An 18,174-nucleotide genomic window follows, 5' to 3' on the forward strand; every position below is an offset into this window, starting at 1 on the left:
TAAAATAAGAATTTTACAGATTGACTTTTTTACTGTAATAATGCTGAAGAGTACAACATTGGATATTGGTTCAATTTGTGTGTTTTAAGAAGATACTCACAGAACTTATATGATTGATATATGCAAATATACAGAAAAAAAACTTTAAGTTGTTTTTAGATAAACATTATTAATGACGTGGTATTGTGGAGATGTTTTGTCAGGACATATTCTCATAACATATATATAATCTATTAAGGTAGAGATGCAATATTTTGCATGTCACCCAAACCAGATCAAGTAATCAAAAGTCAAGAGACTTTGTGGAGGATAAAAAGTAGAATGTAAACAAAAAAGCATCCTTTATAGGATGCTTCGATAAGTGTATGTCTTAATACGATTTTTTAAGTCTATCTAGGTCGCGTTTATTATCGCGATCTTTAATTGTTTCTCTCTTGTCATAGTTCTTTTTACCACGAGCTAGAGCGATATCAAGTTTGGCTCTACCTTTATCGTTTAAGAATAGTCTAAGCGGGATGATAGTCAGACCTTTATTCTGAACATCTTTTAGTAGAGATTTTAATTCTTTTTTGTTTAAAAGAAGTTTTCTCTCTGTTTTTGCTTTGTGATTAAAGTGCTTACTATATGCGTATTCTTCTATCTGACTATTGATAACGAATAATTCGTGTCCTTGAAACTCACAAAAGCTTTCAGCGATATTTGCTTTACCTAAACGTATAGACTTAATTTCAGTTCCAGTTAATACGATACCAGCAGTATACTTATCTAGTATTTCGTATTCGAACTTAGCCCTTTTGTTTAAAATGTTTATTGTCTTTTGCATGGGACAAAAATAACAAATTTTTAAAGTGTTTCTACTTTTATGATATAAAAAAAGAGCTACCTCTAGAGATAGCTCTTAAATAGTATGTTTTATAGACCTACTATAGGAAGAAGTATCCTAATGATACCATCCAAGTATTAGGTCTTGCTCCGATTTCTTTGTTTGTTTTGCTGAAGCTTCCGTCATAAGAAACGTCAACAGTGAATGTCAATACATCAACACCAACACCTAAACGGTATCCGATATTGTTTTTGTCAAAGTTTTTGAATTGTACTGCATCGTTGATTTTGCTTCCTGATAATTTGTCATCAATAGTATTCGTGTACACTCCTCCAGCAAATCCTCTAAGGCTTACCATTGGTAGTTTTAAGAATTTGTGTCCGATAACTACTGGTATTTCAAGTTGTTTAGAAGTACTAGTAGTACTTTCTCCTAAGTTGTTTTCGAACTTAGACTTTTTCTCAGCATATAATAGTTCAGCTTGGATATATGTCTTTTTGATATCAATTCTAGTCATTGCTCCAATACCAAATCCTGTAGATGCTTTACTACTGTAATCTTTTAAGTCAGTAGAAATATTTGTGAAGTTAGCACCAGCTTTAATACCAAAGTGAATTGGAGAAGGTGTTTGTGCAAATGCAGTTGCTCCAACTAACATAAGAGCACAAGTAAGTGATTGCATGATTTTTTTCATTGTCATTTTTTTTATATTGAAAGACAAAATTAAATAAAAAGTTAATTATTTAAAATGTTTTCTTTGTAGATATTGACAGATTTACATAAAGGGCAGTATTTTTATGATAAACGGTTGAGTTGTTTTTCTATAGAAATCAAATTTTCAGTTTATAGCTAATATTATGAGATTGTATTTGCAGTATATTTTTTAATTGATGACTTGATATACAGTTTTTTAAAGATTTTGGTTTTATTTAAGCGGCTAAATGAGCTAGAGTAGTTTATAAGTACCGTATAGGAGGGGGGATGTAATAAATATTTTCTTATTTAGTCTATAAGGGATTGGTTTAGAGGTTTTGAATTTGATTAATAGAGGTTTTATAGTAAATAAACTAGAATAAACGGAATTTTAAAGTCATAAATGTTACATTTGACTATCTTGTAACAATTACTATAAAATGACTATTTCATACAAAAATGCTACAGTAGCAGATTGTGAATTACTAACAGAGACTGCATTAGCTTCCAAGAGATATTGGGGATACAGAGAGGAATATATGTCGATGTGGACAGATGATCTAACAATCACAGATATTAATTTTAGAAAAGGAGAACTTATCAAATGTTTTTATGCAGATGAATATATTGGCTTTTTTGAATTAGAAAATAAAGGTCCTTATTTATGTATAGACCACTTTTGGGTATTGCCTGCACATATTAATAAAGGATATGGGCGAGTGATCATGTCTCAAATTAAAGCGATAGCTAAGTCCAGAGGATATAAGTATATAGAGGTGTATGCAGAGCCTAATGCAAATCTCTTTTATGAGAAAATGGGAGGTGTATGTGTACGTCAGGTGTTAACTAGTGTCCCTGGTCGTATGATGAAGGTGTATCACCTACCTGTTGTGGAAGAGAATTGGATAGATCTAGATACGGCAGGGCTTGTCGTAGTAGAAGAAGGTAAACTATTACTAGCGTATAGCAATAATAAGAAGGCTTGGTATCTACCTGGAGGAAAGATCGATGAAGGAGAGGGGAGTAGAACTGCTCTTATTCGAGAGATAGAAGAGGAGTTAAATCTAGTGCTAGACGTAGATAGGCTGACTTTTTTACATCATATCACTGCTCCTGCCTATGGGGAGAAGCTTAATATCATGATGCAACAAGACTGTTATAGTTATAGCCTAAATGGAGAAACTATAGAAGCTACTAATGAAATAGGAGCTGTGAAGTATTTTAGTTTAGAAGAATATAAGAAAGAAGAAGTACAAGTACCAGGGGTACTGATGGTATTCAATATTTTATCATAAGATAACTAAGACCTAAACAATGCTTAGGTCTTTTTTTGTGGTATTTATAAAAAAATAAGAGGCTCTTATTATCCGATAAGAACCTCCATAGTTATATTAGGTATCTGTATTAGAATTTATATCCTACAGATAGTTGGAATACTCCATTTTTAGAAGCCTCTCCTTCTTTGTTTACTTTAGAAAGACCTACGTTATAACGAGCGTCAAAGAATACTCCCATAGGAAGTTCATATCCAGCTCCGAAGTTTACGCCAAAATCAAAAGATTTAACACTGTCTTTAAAATCTTTATCAATGTCGTCAAACCCTGTTCCTTGTACATTTTGACCAGCAATAATTAAATCATTAATTTTATTCTTAGCCTTAACATTAAATCCAAATTGTGGTCCTACTTGTACGTTTAACCCTTTTACAAGGTAATATTTAGCCATTATAGGAATATTAATGTAACTTAATTGACTTGTTACATCAATTTTATTTTGTACTCCATTGAACGAATCACTTTCCTTTATCTTAAAACCTTGTTCTGAATAAAGTATCTCAGGCTGAATAGAGAATTTTTCATTAATAAAAATCTCTGCTACAGCTCCCACATGAAAGCTCGTACGAGAAGACGCATCAGAATTAGTAAGGTTAGAAACGTTTAAACCAGCTTTTGCTCCGATTTTTACATCTGGAGTCTGTGCATTTGCAGAAAAACCTATTGCTAGGGCTGCAACTAATGATAAAGTAATTTTTCTCATATCTTTAATTTATTGTTAAATTTAACGTAAAACTAGTACGAATTTTTTATAAAAACAAGGAGTATAAAGCATTTATATGACAAAATGAGAATAGGTGATTGTGTAATAGATTGAAAACTAGTGAATTTATTGACTTAAATCAAAGCTTTTTATTTAGAACAATTCTATCTTTGCAGTATGAGTTTGATAAAAATACTTAAACAGATAAAGCCTTTTGTAATGCCCTATAAAAGGTTAATCATAGGGACATTGGTATTAACAGCCGTTGGGTCCTTCGCAGTGCAGGTAAATGCGCTTATTATTCGCTTTATGGTGGATACGTTAAATGATGTAGTAAGTGGAGTGAAGGATTTGGCTTGGGGGTATAAGATGCTTGTTTTTAGTACTGTTGTTCTTATTGTAAAAGAAATTTTAAATGCTTTTATACAGTTTGGACAGAAGTTTTTTGGGGAGAAACTGCGTATTTATGTTTCTAGAGATATTTCACAGTTAGTGGTTACGAAGATATTAACCTACCGAATGGCTTTCTATACCTCTGATGAGAATGATAGTGGTAAGCTACAGACTCGTATAGATCAGGGAGTAGGGAGTATTACTCGACTGATTCAGAACTTTTTTATCGATATCTTGCCTTTGTTTGCTAATGCTATAGTAGCTTTAGTGTTTATTTATACAGCTAATGTGTATGTAGGTATAGTTAGTACAGCGATGATTCCTTTATACTTCTATGTGAGTCAGCTTCAGGCTAGTAAATTAAAAGGTTTTAGAAGAAAAATGCGTAGTTATAGAGAGAATAAAAACAATGGTATTATCTCTCTGATTAATTCTATTACTGTGATTAAGTCTTTTGTGAGAGAGCCTTTAGAAGCGGAGAAACATGAAGAGATTCAATATGATATGACAGAGAATCAGTTACAGACGAGACGAATGAGTTTTGTCTTTGATGCTGTAAAAGGGTTTATTGAGCAGTTTGGACTTGTTGTGATTATCCTGATGACGGCTTACTTTGTTCTAAAAGGAGAGATGACTGTAGGAGCTATTATGTTTCACGTTCTATTATTTAATAACGTTACAGCTCCTATTAGACAGCTTCACCGTATCTATGATGATGTGAACGATGCGATGATTTACTCAGAGACTTTCTTTGAGATTATTAATGCAGATCATGAAGTAGAAACAACAGGTACTTATGTTCCTACCGAAATTAAAGGAAAGATAGAGATTAAGGATGTTTCTTTTGATTATCCTAATGGGACAAGCGCTTTAAAAGAAGTGTCTATGACGATAGAACCTAATCAGACGACTGCTCTTGTAGGGCTGAGTGGAGCAGGTAAGAGTACAGTGATTAATTTATTAGATAAGTTCTATGCGCCTACTTCTGGACAAATACTCCTAGATGGTGTAGATCTAAGAGAATACGATACTAAAGAACTTCGTAAGCACATAGGGCTTGTACTACAGAAGAATCACATATTCCAAGGTAGTATAGCAGAGAATATACGTTATGGGAATCCTCATGCTACGATAGAAGAAGTAGAATTAGCAGCGCAGAAGGCGTATATTCACGAGCAGATCATCGATCTTCCTCAAGGGTATGAATCTGATGCACGTCTGCTATCAGGGGGTCAACAACAGCGTATCGCTATAGCGAGGTTGTTCTTAAAAGATCCTGCTATTATTTTCTTAGATGAGCCTACGGCTAGCTTAGATGCTATCGCTACTGAGCAGATCAAGAAAAGTTTAGACGCGATTAAGGAGAATAGAACAGTGATTATCGTATCGCATAGTATTTCTCAGATTATAGATGCTCACGATATCGTAGTGATGGAAAAAGGAAGAGTAGTGGAGAATGGTAAGCATGAGGAGCTGTATGAAAATAAGAATACCTATTATGAGATCTTCTCTGCTATGGCAAATAGCTTAAACCTAGAGAAAATATCACAAACGTTACATCAAGATTAAAAATAGACATTTATAAATTAGGTTGTGTAATAGAGCCACTGCGTATGCGGTGGCTTTATTTATTATAAAGCGTTTTTATTGACTTATGTCAATGTTTTTGGATTGAGCAGGGATGATATTTGCAATACCAAAAGATCAAAAATTATTAGTGTCTCTCAAGAGATAAAGTCGGAAAAGCTAATAATTATAGTTCAAAAAAGATACCGCCAACCTGATATAAGATTATACATATTATGTGATTTAGACTCTCACAAGTATAGGTTGTGTAATAAAGCTACTGCTTAGGCGGTGGCTTTATTTTTTGAGTGTGTACTAAGGTTTTTTGAGTGTGTTTATTTTTTGACTTACGTCAATGTTTTTCGGGGTTAGGAAGAAGAACTTTGTCTTGTCAATAAATAAAAAATAAAAGAATGAAAACTAAGTATTATAAGTATGTAAATACGCTATTTGTGGTTATTCCGATGACCCTTATTATGGCCTTTGTAGGGTTGATTAGAAATTATGGTTTTGGAGATGGATGGTTCTTTATGTTTTTAAAAGCATGGAGTGTAATGTCGCCAGTGGCCTATGCTTCTGCCTTTCTAATTATTCCTCGAGCGCGTAAATATGCAGAGAGACTAATAAAAGAATAAAATATGAATACATTAGAAAATGCCCTTAACCAATTTGGTTGGGATAGTCAAGAAAGAGTTAATCAAGCGTTGAGTTTTTTAAAGAGCGGTAAAGGTGTTCTTTTATTAGATGATCAAGATAGAGAAAATGAAGGAGATATCATCTTCTCAGCACATTTAATGTCAGAGCAGGATATGGCGATGATGATTCGCTATTGTAGTGGAGTAGTGTGTTTATGTCTAACGAATGATAAAGCAGACGAACTAGAGCTTCCTTATATGGTGACAGAAAATAGTTCTAGATTCCAAACACCTTTCACAATAACCATAGAAGCTGCAGAAGGGGTAACCACAGGATTATCTGCCGCAGACCGATTAACTACGGTAAGAGCTGCAAGTGATAAGAATGCTAAACCAGCTGATCTAGCACGTCCAGGACATATATTTCCATTAAGAGCAAAAAATGGAGGAGTATTAGAGCGCAATGGACATACAGAAGGAGCGATTGACTTAATGAAGTTAGCCGGTTTACCTCCTCAAGCTGTATTATGTGAATTAATGAATGACGATGGTACAATGGCTAGATTACCAGAGGTAGTAGAGTTTGCAAAAGAACACAAAATGATGGTGTTAAGTATAGCAGACTTAGTATATTACCGTACTTTTGTTACAGAAAAATAATGAGTAATGAAGCAACTAATAGATTATATACAAGATAGAGTTGAATTAAATGATCAGGAGCTAGATGTGATACTTTCTTTTTTTCACTATGAGAAACTAAAAAAGGGAGAACAGCTTACATCTGCAGGGGCGAGTGCGCAGAAGCTTTATTTTGTGTGTAAAGGGTGTTTGCGTATATTTTATATCAATGAGGCAGGGCAAGATGCTACGAGATTCTTTGCTTTTGAAAATCAGTTTGCTACAGCCTTAGTGAGTTTTATCAATAGTTCTACGTCATCCGAATATTTACAAGCACTAGAGATAAGCGAAGTATATTCTATTACGCACGCTGATTTTTACAATTTATTAGAGTTAGTCCCGAAGTGGGAGAAGTTCTACAGGCAGTATTTAGAATTCGCTTATATCAATAATACCAATAGATTACACGCTATGGTCACCATGGATGCGGCAGAGCGATATAATGAACTACTCAAATTAAATCCCCTTATCGTACAACGACTACCCAATAAGATAGTTGCTTCTTACTTAAATATATCTCAAGAAACGCTGAGTAGAATAAAATCTAAATAAGTCGGATTATTTATTTAACCCAAAATAGGTGATAGACATATAAACGACAAGTAAGTATATAAAATAGGTCTGAATTTGCGATACAAGCATACTGTAGTATGGTTTTAGAGTTAATGTAAGAGATATGAAGTAGAATTACTTTGTAGTATGTGACTAATTCTAATTTTGAGTTTAACCCTCTTGACAGTGTGTGCTGTTGAGAGGGTTTTTTATTTCATTGATTTAAGCAATATAAGATGAATAAGCTGTATCTTAGTAAGACTGACATAAGCATATAAAGCAATGAATATAGATTTAAACGAACAGTTCTTTTGGGAATTAATAGAACAGTCTAATACTAGTGATAGTTGGGAGACTTATGATATAGATGAACATATAGATGAGCTAACTGCTCTCTTAACAGAGTTGTCTTCAGAAGAGATGATTCTCTTTGAAATGACATTGAGAAAAAAAATCAATGAACTAGATAAGGTAGAGATAGGAGAGTTAGGCATTATTTTAGAAAACAGTTTTCAAGAAGAGGATGGGATTTATAACTTTGATGATCATATCTCTACAGACGGATTTATCTACTTTAGGTGTTGGTTAATTTTACGAGGAAAAGAGTTTTTCTACGATATCATAAAGGATATTAATGCCTTTATTAGCGGCAAGTATTCTTTTGATATAGGAGATACATGGGGCGAAGGCTTATTGTATGTGAGTGATTTAGCCTATGATGCCAAGTATGGGACAGAGGATTCTAGTTTTGTAACAGATGCTGTAAATGAATTGTACCAAGATATAGAACATTATGATGTTATCGACACACAATGGACTCGACCACCTTATACAGGTACAGCGTTACAAGCACACTATCCTGCATTAGTGAAAGAAATAGGAGAGCTGAGGAGAGAGGAGTGATGATTGTTTTGTATTCTGTAACTATATTTTGTTTTTTGTTATATATTTGTTGTAATTATAAGCTAGATGAGAATAGTAACCTTTTCGGCAATTAAGTCTTTTATAGAGAGCCATCCTATGTCTGATATTGCACTTAGAGATTGGTATTACAGAGTTAGTCAATGTGACGGGGAGAGTTTAGGAGATCTTAAACGGACTTTTAGTACTGTTGATTATGTTGGAAATAATCGTTATGTATTTAATATAAAAGGGAACCATTATAGACTTGTAGCAATAATTATTTTTGCATCTAAGAAAGTGTACATTAGATTTATTGGTACGCATGCTGAGTATGATAAGATTGATTGTAAAAATATATAATTAATTATGAGAACAATTCAGAATAAACTTGAGTATAACGCACTGTGTGAGCGAATAGAGGAATTACTTAAAGTAGTAGGTAATGATACCCCTACAGATAGTAAAGACTTTATAGAGTTGGATTTTATTTCTGACTTAGTTGCTAATTACGAGGAATTAAATGAACCAGTTTTACCTCCTACTTTAATTGAGAGTATGAAGTTAAGAATGTATGAAAGAGATTTAAATCAAAAGTCTCTGTCAGAATTATTAGGTGTTAGTACTTCTAGAGTTAGCGAATATCTTACAGGGAAGGGAGAACCTCCTTTAAAAGTCGCTAGAGAAATCAGTAGAAAATTAGATATTGACCCAGCTATTGTCTTAGGGGTTTAAAGTCTTTTATTAATAATGAGTTACACAAAATTAACTAAAGAGATAGAGAAGCATTATAAACAACTTGGTCTCCAGTTTCATTATAATGCCTTAGAGATTACGCTAGAAGAAGAGCATAAAAGATTAACGAGGTATAATGAGGTGCGTGACAGTATAATCGCGCAGTGGAAAGAGGCCAAACGATATAAGGAGCTTATCTCTTGTGCTCATGGAGGCTGGTATAGTTATGAGGAGTTTAATGAACCTCTAGCTTTATATTTTGTACAGCAAGAAGAGTTTTTAGCGCTTAAGGTATTATGTGAGCGGGGTATTCGCTTTAGAGTAGAGGATATATTAAGTACACTAGTAAGAGCAGAAGAAGACTTTCCTAATATCACGAAGGAAGAAATGGTCAAGTTTAATCTAGAGCTATATTTAAAGAGTCAGGTATATCATCCTGTAGGAGAAGTGGTAAAGTACAGAGGTAAAGCGTTAACCCTAATTGATCACTTGATTCGATATATAGAACAAACGAGTGAATCAGAGTATTTAAGACAATTAAATATACTTAGAGAGAAAGTATATTCATTAGAAGTGAAGAAATCAGATTTAAAATATTTTAAGCATAGGTTGTAAGTAATCTATGCTTTTTTTATTCATTCTTTAACCCAGAATACGCGATAGACCTATTAACGAGAGTAAATTATACAAAACAGCTCTGAATTTATGAAAAAAGCATACTATAGTATGGTTTTAGAAGAAATGAAAGAGATGTAAAGTAGAATTTATTCGTAGTATTGGGCGAATGCGGAATCTGGGTTTAACTGAGCTAACATTTCGAAGGCATCTACGAATTCTGTTGAGTTCTCTATTCGATCAAGTACAATGCTTTGTTGCCATTGAGGGATGTTTGTTGAAACGTTTAAGTCGTCGTATGAGTTCTGTTTTTTCATAATGAGTTATTGTTTTGATACTGTATATTATACAGCAATATTTGTGCCTATCTTGTTGTTTAATGGTTATTTATACAACTCATTACGATTTCGTCATAATCAATAAAATAAATAGAAGAGCAACCAATAGACGTATCAGATAATCCCCAAAAAGCTAATGGTTTATTCTTGATAAGTTTACCAATATGTATTTTGACGTCATTTTCACTTCCTGTGTTTACTGTGTTTAAATAGTTCTCCTCACTAGAGATAGATAGTTTATAATAATGTACTATATCAGAGTTCTTTTTAGTGATAGTAAAGAAATGTGCGTATTGATGATCTTCGGATGTTAGCTCTGCTAAATAGTAATCATATTGGTTATCGTGATATTGATGTGTTTTTAATATAGTCCAAGGCGATGAGGTGTGGGATTTTAATTGATTTATAAAACCAATAGGTATAGGATAAGCTTTCTTGTTTATTAGTGTCCATTTTATAGGATTAAGTTTCTCTTGAGCAAAAGGGTTCGTTGCTCCGATATGAATAAAAGCAGAAGTGAGATTGTCTTTATATGGAGCTAAGGCATCATCTGTTATCATCAATCCATAATCAAAACCATCTAAGTAAGGGTCTTGTAAGGCTATTAATTGCGCATCATTTACATTCCAAGTAAGTAACTTATTTGTGACATAGTTATAGTAGAATATTTTGTCATTACTTGTGTATTCAGATGCTTTTAGAATTATATTGTTTAGTTCCTTAGGTAGAGAGATTGGCTCTAAGCTTTCTGTTTTAGGAAGGTGTTGTTGAAGTGTTTTCTGCTGTTGATCAGTTAGGTTAAACCTAGTCAATGATACAAATATAGAATTGCTATTAGCGCTGTTTACGGGATATAGTGATTGTCCATAACTAAATAGGCTACTTAAAACGAATAAGCAGTATAGACTGTGTTTTATGTAATGGATTAATTTATTCATTGTATTTTAATTTTGTAGCTATTCCGTGTATTCCTCTTTCTGCACTTGAATAAGCATCTATTATCCAGAGATCTCCATCATCATTGATTTGATAACTATATTGTTCTCCTGTTGGATACTCGATTTTATCAGAGTCATAATATTGAAAAGGTATAACAGTTTGATTACTAAAAACCGATAAATTATTTGTGTCTTCTTCATGGTATTTATATCTAACCATAGATAAGGATTCATCAGTTTTTATAAGTACATAGCAATCATAACCTCCATATAACCATTTACCTTTTATTTCACCATTAACGACAAGGTTTTTGATAAGATTTAGAGCGTTGGCATTATGGTCAATGACATTTTCATTAGTTACCTCAATTTCTATAACCTCTTGAGGAGACTCTGTAGGTTTCTTGTTACAAGAATGAATTCCTATAAGTAGTAGTATACATATAAATATTCTGATATTCATTATATTAGTTTCTTTGTAAATCAAAGGTAGTGTTCTTTTAATTAATAGTGATTTTCATATTTACTTATTGTAACATATCCCCATACAGTGTATCTAAATTACAAAACCAATCAAAACACATGAGTAAGTATAAAGAAACATTTGAGTCGCTCTATGAACAATATTGGCAACGAATTTATCGATTGGCTCTAGGGTATGTTAACGATGTAGATTGGGCTAAAGATATAGCACAAGAGACATTCGTTAATGTGTGGAATCAGTTGCCCAAGTTTAGAGCTGATTCAGGCTATGGTACATGGATATACCGGATCACTGTAAATATCTGTTTAAGACAAATAGAGCGGAGTAAAAAAGTTATGCCTAATGAAAGCAAGATAAGGCAGAGCAAAAGTGTAGAGGAGGAGTATAAAGAAACCAATACTCAAAAACTCTATCAAGCGATTAGTGAACTCACAGAAATTAACAGGATTATTATTTCGCTGACTCTAGAGGGGGTGGATCAAAAACAGATTGCTGATGTGACAGGACTTACACATGCTAATGTGCGTACTAGAGTACATCGTATTAAAGAAGAACTATATCAAAAACTCAATAACTATGGAAAGTAATCAAGTAAATTTAGAACAGCTTTGGGCTATTCCGAGAGTAGAACACAGCGATATTAGGGAAGTTTATCAGTCTATAGACACCTATCGTTTAAAGAAAGTAAAGATGAATTGGGCTCTAGCTATAATAGGTGTGTTTTCTATAGGATGGATTATCGGGATTAATGTACTATTAAAAGGAACAGTGTTCTATGGATCTATTTGGGTAGTATTAGGGAGTATAATTTGTGTTTTAGCAATGACAATGTTTATGACGAGTTATTATCGCTTAAATGGTTTAATACCAAGCTCTATATTAACACAGACTACAAGTGATTATATTGTATTGTTGACAAAAGAAAAGAAACAACAATTACAATTGTCTAAAGTATGGATGAATGTATATATTTTGCTTTTTATAGTTGGGATAGCTATATACTCTTATCCATTTATAGACATGGTAGATACTGCAATATCGGTAGGGTATTCTATTGTATTAGTAGGATATTATGCTGTATTAGGGATTTGGGCTGGAGTGAATATGTATTGGAATAAAAAGATGAATTCAAAAAAGATAGTGAAGCTAGAGCAAATGATTAAAGCTCTCCAAGCTATTCAATAAAAAAAGTAAAGCCACCTCATGGGTGGCTTTGTATTTTAAATCGTTTTCAGGTGCAAAAAAAGTAATTAGAATTTGTAACGTACTGCAATACCGAAATCTGCATAGATACCATCGCGGTAACTGTCATTTAAGTAGATCTCTGGACGTAAGTCTAAGGCTACTTGTATTGGAAACTCAGGGAAAGTGTATTCTACCCCTACAGTACCTGTGATTAGCCCGAATGCTCCACTATCAGAGTGTTTTCTTTTTCCTTCGTAGTAGCTAGAGTTCCATGTACCTACTGCAGCTCCTACACCAGCATACCAATCGAAGTTTCCTTCAATATTCCAAACCCATTGATAAATACCTGTAAGTTTTACGGCATCAAAGTCGTTGTTGTTTCTCCAACCAAGATCTAATTCTAAACGGTTGTTTTTAGATAAGTCTCTTTGGTAAGAGATTTCTGTACCTAAACCGTGGTTTCCTCCAAAACGCAAACCTAATGCGTTTTTTGGTCCTTTTTGTGCTTGAGCAGTAAAAGCTACCGCTACAACAAGAGCAGCTGAAAGCAATAATTTTTTCATTGTAATGTTTTGTTTTTTTGCATTTCAAAAGTAGTACAAAATGTGTGTGAATTCAAACTAAATAAGCAGGAGTGCCTTGTTATGGCATTAAATACGGCTACTCAGAAGGCTTAAATGTTTAATAAGAATAAGTTAGTTGTTTTTAAAAAAGAAATAAAAAAATGTAGACTTAACAGATTGTAGTAGAATTATGAGAGGATTAAGCCCTAATTTGTAAAATATTAAAAAAAATATGATAAGTCTTACAATTGATATTATTCTACGGAGAGAGAGCAAAATTACTTTTCTACAATCAATTATTTGACTTATCTTACGTTAGTACTTTATAGTGTCTATTATCTAACTAAATATATTATTATATGACTATACAAGAATTTAAAAATTGCCTAACATTACCGATTGTAGTATCCCCGATGTTTATCGTTTCTGGAACAAGACTAGTAATCGAGTGTTGTAAAAATGGAATTGTAGGTACATTCCCTGCTTTGAATGGAAGAAGTTCAGAGGATTTTGAGAAGATGTTAGTTGAGGTAACAACAGAATTAGCAGCCTTTGAGAAAGAGACAGGTATTAAGCCTGCTCCATTTGGGGTAAACTTAATCGTGAATAAGACCAACCCAAGAGTGATGCCTGATTTACAATTGTGTGTTAAGTATAAAGTACCTTTAGTGATTACCTCATTAGGAGCAGTGAAGGATCTAGTAGATGCAGTACATAGTTATGGTGGGTTAGTCTTCCATGATATCGTGAAGAAAAGACACGCTGAGAAAGCAGCAGAAGCGGGGGTAGATGGATTAATCTGTGTAGCAGCAGGAGCGGGAGGTCATGCGGGTACTGCGAGTCCTTTTGCCTTATTAGCGGAGGTAAAGAGCTTCTTTAAAGGAGCTGTATTATTAGCAGGTAGTATAGATACAGGAAGTGATGTATTAGCAGCGCAGACTATGGGAGCTGATATGGCCTATATGGGAACTCGTTTTATAGCAACTAATGAATGTTTAGCAGTAGACGAATATAAACAAATGATCGTTGACTCTGGAATAGATGATATTATGTATACAGATGGGGTCTCTGGTGTGAATGCTAACTTTTTAAAACCTAGTATAGAAAAGGCTGGAATAGATTTGTCTGAAAAGAAAGAAGAGGACTTCTCAAAATTAACAGGAGAGCATGCGAAGGCATGGAAAGATATTTGGTCTGCTGGGCATGGTACAGCAGGTATTGATAAAGTACTTAGCGTTAAAGACCTTGTTAGTCAGTTAAAAGCAGAATATAAAAGTGCACTGAATAAGAATGCTGATATTCAGAAGAATATTAAGTTTTAAGAATCAATCATTTAATGGATATATAATAAGAACAGCTCCCAAAAGGAGCTGTTTTTTTACGCCTTTATGTCGATAAAGAAGTTGTAATAAGCAGGCTTTTTAGGACTAAGACTTTATAAAGAGTTCATAGAATGCAAATTATAATAAATACAGATATTGCTTTTTAGCTAAAAACGATTATCTTTGTCCCTCAATTATCAAGAATTCTACTTAATAAGTAGAATAGCAACCTGCAACAACAAGCAAGGTGCTGCAATCGATAAGCCAGAAATGGAAAAAATGTTGTTTACTTCCTTAGTAAGTTTTATTTCTACCAATCTGGCAAATTATTTGTAATAACATTATTATTAAATGAAAGCTATGTCAGATAACAAGTTTTACACTTTTATTCCTTTTTTTATTTTTATTGCCATCTTTTTAGGCTCAGGTATACTATTAGGTGATTTTTATAAAATGCCATCTCCTATAGCAATATCTGTCGGAGTGATATCTGCATTTTTACTATTTTATAAAACACAGATGCAAGAGAAGGTTATCTCTCTTATCCATGGATGTGGAGATAGTAAGATTATCACGATGTGTATCATCTATTTATTAGCAGGAGCCTTTGCGGCAGTGACTAAAGCAATAGGAGGAGTAGACACGATGGTCAATATGGGACTTAGTGTGGTACCAATAGAGTATCTAGCTATCGGAATCTTTGTGATTGCTTGTTTTTTATCTTTAGCGATTGGTACCTCAGTTGGAACTATTGTAGCTTTAGGGCCTATTGTAGTTGGGTTGGCTGAGAAGTCAGGTTCGTCTATGGGGTTACTATGCGGAACACTATTAGGAGGAGCGATGTTTGGGGATAACCTTTCTATTATATCAGATACAACGATTACAGCTACTCAAACGGTGGGGTGTGAAATGAAAGATAAGTTTAGAGCCAACTTTAAATTAGCATTACCTGCGGCTTTAATTACGATAGTAGGTTTATTCTTTATGAGCGGAGGGGCGACAGATGTAGCTTTAGAACTAGGTGATACAAGTAATTTCTGGGTAATTATCCCTTATATATTAATTATCGTACTAGCCTTAGTAGGGGTACAAGTATTCGTAGCTTTATTTATCAGTATTTTGGTAGCGGGAATTATTGGGCTTATTCAAGCAGATTTTGATGTATTAGGTTTTGCTAATTTGACGTATGAAGGCTTTGTTTCTATGAATGAGATATTCTTATTGTCTATGTTGACAGGAGGTTTAGCGAAGATGGTAGAAGATCAGGGGGGGATTCAATGGCTGCTAAAACAAATGAAGAAGCTGATGAAATCTCCTAAAGGGGCTGAGTTCGGTATTGCAGGATTAGTGTCATCGATAGGAGTGTGCTTAGCTAATAATACAGTTTCTATCTTGGTAGCAGGTAATCTGGCTAGAGATATTGCTACAGAGTATGAATTAGACAGACCACGTGTTGCTTCTATATTAGATATTTTCGCTTGTATTATTCAAGGAATCTTACCTTATGGAGCACAGATACTGATCTTACTAAGTTTTACTAATGGACAGATAGATTATCTAGATTTGATGAAATATTCGTATTACTTTGTTGCTCTGTTGATTATCACGTTAACTTATATGATTTTTTTGAGAAAAAGTACACAAACAGCATAAAAGGGGCGTGAGAAAATACAAATTGTTTATATTTGTCCTCGGTTCAAATACAAAAATTGGATTTACACATGAAATTATTAGAAGGTAAAATCGCTATTATCACTGGTGCTACAAGAGGAATCGGTAGAGGAGTAGCTTTAGCATATGCTCAACAAGGAGCAAGTGTTGCATTCACATATAGTTCTTCTGCTCAAGCAGCTGTAGAATTAGAGCAAGAATTAACAGCTTTAGGTGTTAAGGCAAAAGGATATCAATCAAATGCAGCTGAATATACAGCAGCAGAACAATTGGTAGAAGAGATTTTAAAAGAATTCGGAAACATTGATATTTTAGTTAATAACGCTGGTATTACTAAAGATAACTTATTAATGAGAATGTCTGAAGCAGATTTTGATGCTGTAATTGAAGTGAACTTGAAGTCTGTATTTAATATGACGAAAGCTGTTCAACGCACAATGCTTAAAAACAGAAAAGGGTCTATTATCAATATGAGTTCTGTAGTAGGAGTAAAAGGAAACGCTGGACAAGCGAACTATGCTGCTTCTAAAGCTGGAGTTATTGGATTCTCTAAATCTATCGCATTAGAGTTAGGTTCTCGTAATATCCGTTGTAACGTTGTTGCTCCTGGATTTATCGAAACAGAGATGACTGGTAAACTTCCTGAAGATGTTGTAAAAGGATGGAGAGATGCTATTCCATTAAAGCGTGGAGGTACTCCAGAAGATATCGCAAATACTTGTGTATTCTTAGGTTCTGATATGTCTGCTTATATCACTGGTCAAGTGATTAATGTAGATGGTGGAATGCTTACTTAAGAGTGAACACATAACCATATATAAAGGCTATCTGAGTAATCAGGTAGCCTTTTTTACTTTGTGAAGAGTTTTATAGTAGTGTTTTAGGAGATTGCTTTTGAATGTGTCCGATATGAGTCCGTAGTGAGTCCGTAGTGAGTCCGTTAAATGGTATAAAATAACGGAGTGAATATGGATTGACGTCTCAATTACTTATTTATTATACCAAATAAATTATACGCTAAGTATTTATATGACTGCATAAAGGGAGAGTGACTGTTCGTTTTCATAAAATAACTGTCCGATAATGAACATAGGTAAGATAACTTTTTTTGTAAATGGTTGTTGTATTGGTGTTTATGGATAATAGGTTATTTGGTATGTAATTAGTATTAGAGTGTTTAGATATAATCTGATCTATATGAATTAGGCTAAACTACAAGATATTTTATATAAATGTATAGCAGGCTAAGGTAGATCGAAGTATACAAAACTATACAAAGGGTGCAGCAACATTCTAATACTTGTAACGTAACAACCAACTAAATAAAATGATATGAAAGTATTCAAGAACATTCTAATTACTCTACTTATTTTGACCAACTGTAGTCTAAGTATGGCTAATAATACAGAGCCTAAAACTAGAAAAATTGTCGGATTAGTAGTCGATAGTGAGACTTTATTACCTCTGGCTAATGTCAAGATTACAAATGAAAATAAAAAAACATTAGCAACTACAAATGACGAGGGATATTATGAAGTCACTGTCCATTCTACTAGTAAAGAAGGGTTTAAATTTTCGTTGAATTTAAAGAAAGAAGAGTATTCTACTTTTAGGCAAAATGATAATTGGGGAGAGGACAATGAGAAAAACCCTGTTATGTACTTTGCTTTACAAAAGCGAAAATCATCTAAAGGAGGGAGTTTCTCTGAATTATACCTTCATAAAGGTGAGGTGACTACTGCTGTTGTAGAGAGTTATTTTAATGATAAAGTAAAGGCTAGAAGTATCTTGAATAATAAGATTGCAAAGTTAAGAGCAAATAACAACCATGTGTTTTTTGAGGTAGATGGAGGGTATTACTTAGTGAATAACTATGCATGGATTAAGCTAAACAGTAAGGATGACAAGGTCTCTATTAATCAAGATAGAGTAGTCAATGCTAGTGAAGTGAATAACTATGTACAACGCAATAACGTACAGAATATGTCATCAATAGATTCGCCACAAGCTTCTTTTAGTATAGAGACGTTTAAATAAAATAAACAA

At 33.6% G+C, this 18,174-nt stretch carries 22 protein-coding genes and 1 riboswitch; of the genes, 15 read left to right on the plus strand and 7 right to left on the minus strand.

Translation table 11 applies throughout. The features are described 5' to 3' along the window. Window positions 1-370 precede the first annotated feature (370 nt). Window positions 371-823: an SsrA-binding protein SmpB gene (smpB, locus tag RT228_RS14895; protein ID WP_006259985.1), complete on the minus strand. Its 453-nt coding sequence runs from the start codon at window positions 821-823 to the stop codon at window positions 371-373. A gap of 100 nt (window positions 824-923) precedes the next feature. Then, window positions 924-1,517, minus strand: coding sequence for a porin family protein (locus RT228_RS14900; protein ID WP_006259986.1), 594 nt, complete (start codon window positions 1,515-1,517; stop codon window positions 924-926). A 439-nt stretch (window positions 1,518-1,956) separates the two neighbouring features. Between RT228_RS14900 and RT228_RS14905 the strand changes: the two genes are divergently transcribed. Then, the gene (locus RT228_RS14905) at window positions 1,957-2,811 is read left to right on the plus strand and encodes a GNAT family N-acetyltransferase (protein ID WP_006261391.1); all 855 of its coding nucleotides are present in this window, start codon (window positions 1,957-1,959) and stop codon (window positions 2,809-2,811) included. A 109-nt stretch (window positions 2,812-2,920) separates the two neighbouring features. On the opposite strand, the gene RT228_RS14910 is transcribed toward RT228_RS14905, so the two are convergent. Further along, complete coding sequence (locus RT228_RS14910; RefSeq protein WP_286416419.1) at window positions 2,921-3,553, minus strand: porin family protein; 633 nt, start codon at window positions 3,551-3,553, stop codon at window positions 2,921-2,923. A gap of 177 nt (window positions 3,554-3,730) precedes the next feature. Here RT228_RS14910 and RT228_RS14915 point away from each other — a divergent pair, with 177 nt between their 5' ends. From RT228_RS14915 to RT228_RS14950, 8 genes are all read left to right on the plus strand, one after another. Continuing rightward, on the plus strand, window positions 3,731-5,515 hold the full coding sequence (locus RT228_RS14915; protein WP_313138740.1) for an ABC transporter ATP-binding protein: 1,785 nt from the start codon (window positions 3,731-3,733) through the stop codon (window positions 5,513-5,515). A gap of 410 nt (window positions 5,516-5,925) precedes the next feature. Then, window positions 5,926-6,147, plus strand: a complete 222-nt coding sequence (locus RT228_RS14920) for a DUF2798 domain-containing protein (protein ID WP_071307441.1) — start codon at window positions 5,926-5,928, stop codon at window positions 6,145-6,147. A 3-nt stretch (window positions 6,148-6,150) separates the two neighbouring features. Continuing rightward, window positions 6,151-6,807 carry a 3,4-dihydroxy-2-butanone-4-phosphate synthase gene (ribB, locus tag RT228_RS14925; protein WP_313138741.1) on the plus strand — a complete coding sequence of 219 codons (657 nt, stop codon included), beginning with the start codon at window positions 6,151-6,153 and terminating at the stop codon, window positions 6,805-6,807. A 6-nt stretch (window positions 6,808-6,813) separates the two neighbouring features. Further along, window positions 6,814-7,377, plus strand: a complete 564-nt coding sequence (locus tag RT228_RS14930) for a Crp/Fnr family transcriptional regulator (RefSeq protein ID WP_025126173.1) — start codon at window positions 6,814-6,816, stop codon at window positions 7,375-7,377. A gap of 282 nt (window positions 7,378-7,659) precedes the next feature. Then, window positions 7,660-8,280: a DUF4240 domain-containing protein gene (locus tag RT228_RS14935; RefSeq protein WP_313138742.1), complete on the plus strand. Its 621-nt coding sequence runs from the start codon at window positions 7,660-7,662 to the stop codon at window positions 8,278-8,280. A 66-nt stretch (window positions 8,281-8,346) separates the two neighbouring features. Further along, on the plus strand, window positions 8,347-8,640 hold the full coding sequence (locus RT228_RS14940) for a type II toxin-antitoxin system HigB family toxin (protein ID WP_313138743.1): 294 nt from the start codon (window positions 8,347-8,349) through the stop codon (window positions 8,638-8,640). Between the two features lie 6 nt (window positions 8,641-8,646). Next, entirely contained in the window at window positions 8,647-9,012 is a 366-nt protein-coding gene (locus tag RT228_RS14945; protein ID WP_041892147.1) for a type II toxin-antitoxin system HigA family antitoxin, read from the plus strand. A 15-nt stretch (window positions 9,013-9,027) separates the two neighbouring features. After that, entirely contained in the window at window positions 9,028-9,627 is a 600-nt protein-coding gene (locus tag RT228_RS14950) for a hypothetical protein (protein ID WP_313138744.1), read from the plus strand. 149 nt (window positions 9,628-9,776) lie between these two features. Here RT228_RS14950 and RT228_RS14955 read toward each other — a convergent pair whose 3' ends face one another. From RT228_RS14955 to RT228_RS14965, 3 genes are read right to left on the minus strand one after another with little or no spacing between them, the layout of a single operon-like run. Then, complete coding sequence (locus tag RT228_RS14955) at window positions 9,777-9,944, minus strand: hypothetical protein (protein ID WP_313138745.1); 168 nt, start codon at window positions 9,942-9,944, stop codon at window positions 9,777-9,779. Window positions 9,945-10,003: 59 nt separating this feature from the next. Continuing rightward, the gene (locus RT228_RS14960; RefSeq protein ID WP_313138746.1) at window positions 10,004-10,903 is read right to left on the minus strand and encodes a hypothetical protein; all 900 of its coding nucleotides are present in this window, start codon (window positions 10,901-10,903) and stop codon (window positions 10,004-10,006) included. Continuing rightward, a complete protein-coding gene (locus RT228_RS14965) occupies window positions 10,896-11,366 on the minus strand; it encodes a hypothetical protein (RefSeq protein WP_313138747.1) in 471 nt (156 codons plus the stop codon). Before RT228_RS14965 ends, RT228_RS14960 begins: the two co-directional genes overlap by 8 nt. Window positions 11,367-11,485: 119 nt before the next feature. On the opposite strand from RT228_RS14965, the gene RT228_RS14970 reads away from it, so the two are divergent. Together RT228_RS14970 and RT228_RS14975 are read left to right on the plus strand one after the other, a co-directional pair. Beyond that, window positions 11,486-11,974, plus strand: coding sequence for an RNA polymerase sigma factor (locus RT228_RS14970; RefSeq protein ID WP_313138748.1), 489 nt, complete (start codon window positions 11,486-11,488; stop codon window positions 11,972-11,974). Continuing rightward, entirely contained in the window at window positions 11,964-12,572 is a 609-nt protein-coding gene (locus RT228_RS14975; RefSeq protein ID WP_313138749.1) for a hypothetical protein, read from the plus strand. The genes RT228_RS14970 and RT228_RS14975 overlap by 11 nt, the downstream gene beginning before the upstream one ends. Before the next feature lie 65 nt (window positions 12,573-12,637). Here RT228_RS14975 and RT228_RS14980 read toward each other — a convergent pair whose 3' ends face one another. Continuing rightward, a complete protein-coding gene (locus RT228_RS14980) occupies window positions 12,638-13,135 on the minus strand; it encodes a hypothetical protein (protein WP_006263740.1) in 498 nt (165 codons plus the stop codon). Window positions 13,136-13,494: 359 nt separating this feature from the next. On the opposite strand from RT228_RS14980, the gene RT228_RS14985 reads away from it, so the two are divergent. From RT228_RS14985 to RT228_RS15000, 4 genes are all read left to right on the plus strand, one after another. Next, window positions 13,495-14,457, plus strand: coding sequence for a nitronate monooxygenase family protein (locus RT228_RS14985; RefSeq protein ID WP_313138750.1), 963 nt, complete (start codon window positions 13,495-13,497; stop codon window positions 14,455-14,457). 189 nt (window positions 14,458-14,646) lie between these two features. Next, window positions 14,647-14,747, plus strand: a riboswitch (SAM-I-IV-variant riboswitch). Window positions 14,748-14,808: 61 nt separating this feature from the next. Then, on the plus strand, window positions 14,809-16,110 hold the full coding sequence (locus RT228_RS14990; protein WP_313138751.1) for a Na+/H+ antiporter NhaC family protein: 1,302 nt from the start codon (window positions 14,809-14,811) through the stop codon (window positions 16,108-16,110). Between the two features lie 68 nt (window positions 16,111-16,178). Next, window positions 16,179-16,925: a 3-oxoacyl-[acyl-carrier-protein] reductase gene (gene fabG, locus RT228_RS14995; RefSeq protein WP_006260004.1), complete on the plus strand. Its 747-nt coding sequence runs from the start codon at window positions 16,179-16,181 to the stop codon at window positions 16,923-16,925. 535 nt (window positions 16,926-17,460) lie between these two features. Continuing rightward, on the plus strand, window positions 17,461-18,165 hold the full coding sequence (locus RT228_RS15000) for a hypothetical protein (RefSeq protein WP_313138752.1): 705 nt from the start codon (window positions 17,461-17,463) through the stop codon (window positions 18,163-18,165). Window positions 18,166-18,174 lie beyond the last annotated feature (9 nt).

It is taken from the genome of Myroides sp. (genome assembly GCF_032073645.1).
In the GTDB taxonomy this organism is placed as follows: domain Bacteria; phylum Bacteroidota; class Bacteroidia; order Flavobacteriales; family Flavobacteriaceae; genus Flavobacterium; species Flavobacterium odoratimimum.

Bases quoted from the DNA above. Each gene is read 5' to 3' on its own strand.
- RT228_RS14975 (WP_313138749.1), top strand. From the start codon at position 11,964: ATGGAAAGTAATCAAGTAAATTTAGAACAGCTTTGGGCTATTCCGAGA.
- RT228_RS14920 (WP_071307441.1), top strand. From the start codon at position 5,926: ATGAAAACTAAGTATTATAAGTATGTAAATACGCTATTTGTGGTTATT.
- RT228_RS14930 (WP_025126173.1), top strand. From the start codon at position 6,814: ATGAAGCAACTAATAGATTATATACAAGATAGAGTTGAATTAAATGAT.
- RT228_RS14900 (WP_006259986.1), bottom strand. From the start codon at position 1,517: ATGAAAAAAATCATGCAATCACTTACTTGTGCTCTTATGTTAGTTGGA.
- RT228_RS14985 (WP_313138750.1), top strand. From the start codon at position 13,495: ATGACTATACAAGAATTTAAAAATTGCCTAACATTACCGATTGTAGTA.
- smpB (WP_006259985.1), bottom strand. From the start codon at position 823: ATGCAAAAGACAATAAACATTTTAAACAAAAGGGCTAAGTTCGAATAC.
- RT228_RS14905 (WP_006261391.1), top strand. From the start codon at position 1,957: ATGACTATTTCATACAAAAATGCTACAGTAGCAGATTGTGAATTACTA.
- RT228_RS14965 (WP_313138747.1), bottom strand. From the start codon at position 11,366: ATGAATATCAGAATATTTATATGTATACTACTACTTATAGGAATTCAT.
- RT228_RS14915 (WP_313138740.1), top strand. From the start codon at position 3,731: ATGAGTTTGATAAAAATACTTAAACAGATAAAGCCTTTTGTAATGCCC.
- RT228_RS14910 (WP_286416419.1), bottom strand. From the start codon at position 3,553: ATGAGAAAAATTACTTTATCATTAGTTGCAGCCCTAGCAATAGGTTTT.
- ribB (WP_313138741.1), top strand. From the start codon at position 6,151: ATGAATACATTAGAAAATGCCCTTAACCAATTTGGTTGGGATAGTCAA.
- RT228_RS14935 (WP_313138742.1), top strand. From the start codon at position 7,660: ATGAATATAGATTTAAACGAACAGTTCTTTTGGGAATTAATAGAACAG.
- RT228_RS14980 (WP_006263740.1), bottom strand. From the start codon at position 13,135: ATGAAAAAATTATTGCTTTCAGCTGCTCTTGTTGTAGCGGTAGCTTTT.
- RT228_RS14960 (WP_313138746.1), bottom strand. From the start codon at position 10,903: ATGAATAAATTAATCCATTACATAAAACACAGTCTATACTGCTTATTC.
- RT228_RS14990 (WP_313138751.1), top strand. From the start codon at position 14,809: ATGAAAGCTATGTCAGATAACAAGTTTTACACTTTTATTCCTTTTTTT.
- RT228_RS14945 (WP_041892147.1), top strand. From the start codon at position 8,647: ATGAGAACAATTCAGAATAAACTTGAGTATAACGCACTGTGTGAGCGA.
- RT228_RS14955 (WP_313138745.1), bottom strand. From the start codon at position 9,944: ATGAAAAAACAGAACTCATACGACGACTTAAACGTTTCAACAAACATC.
- fabG (WP_006260004.1), top strand. From the start codon at position 16,179: ATGAAATTATTAGAAGGTAAAATCGCTATTATCACTGGTGCTACAAGA.
- RT228_RS14970 (WP_313138748.1), top strand. From the start codon at position 11,486: ATGAGTAAGTATAAAGAAACATTTGAGTCGCTCTATGAACAATATTGG.
- RT228_RS14950 (WP_313138744.1), top strand. From the start codon at position 9,028: ATGAGTTACACAAAATTAACTAAAGAGATAGAGAAGCATTATAAACAA.
- RT228_RS14940 (WP_313138743.1), top strand. From the start codon at position 8,347: ATGAGAATAGTAACCTTTTCGGCAATTAAGTCTTTTATAGAGAGCCAT.
- RT228_RS15000 (WP_313138752.1), top strand. From the start codon at position 17,461: ATGAAAGTATTCAAGAACATTCTAATTACTCTACTTATTTTGACCAAC.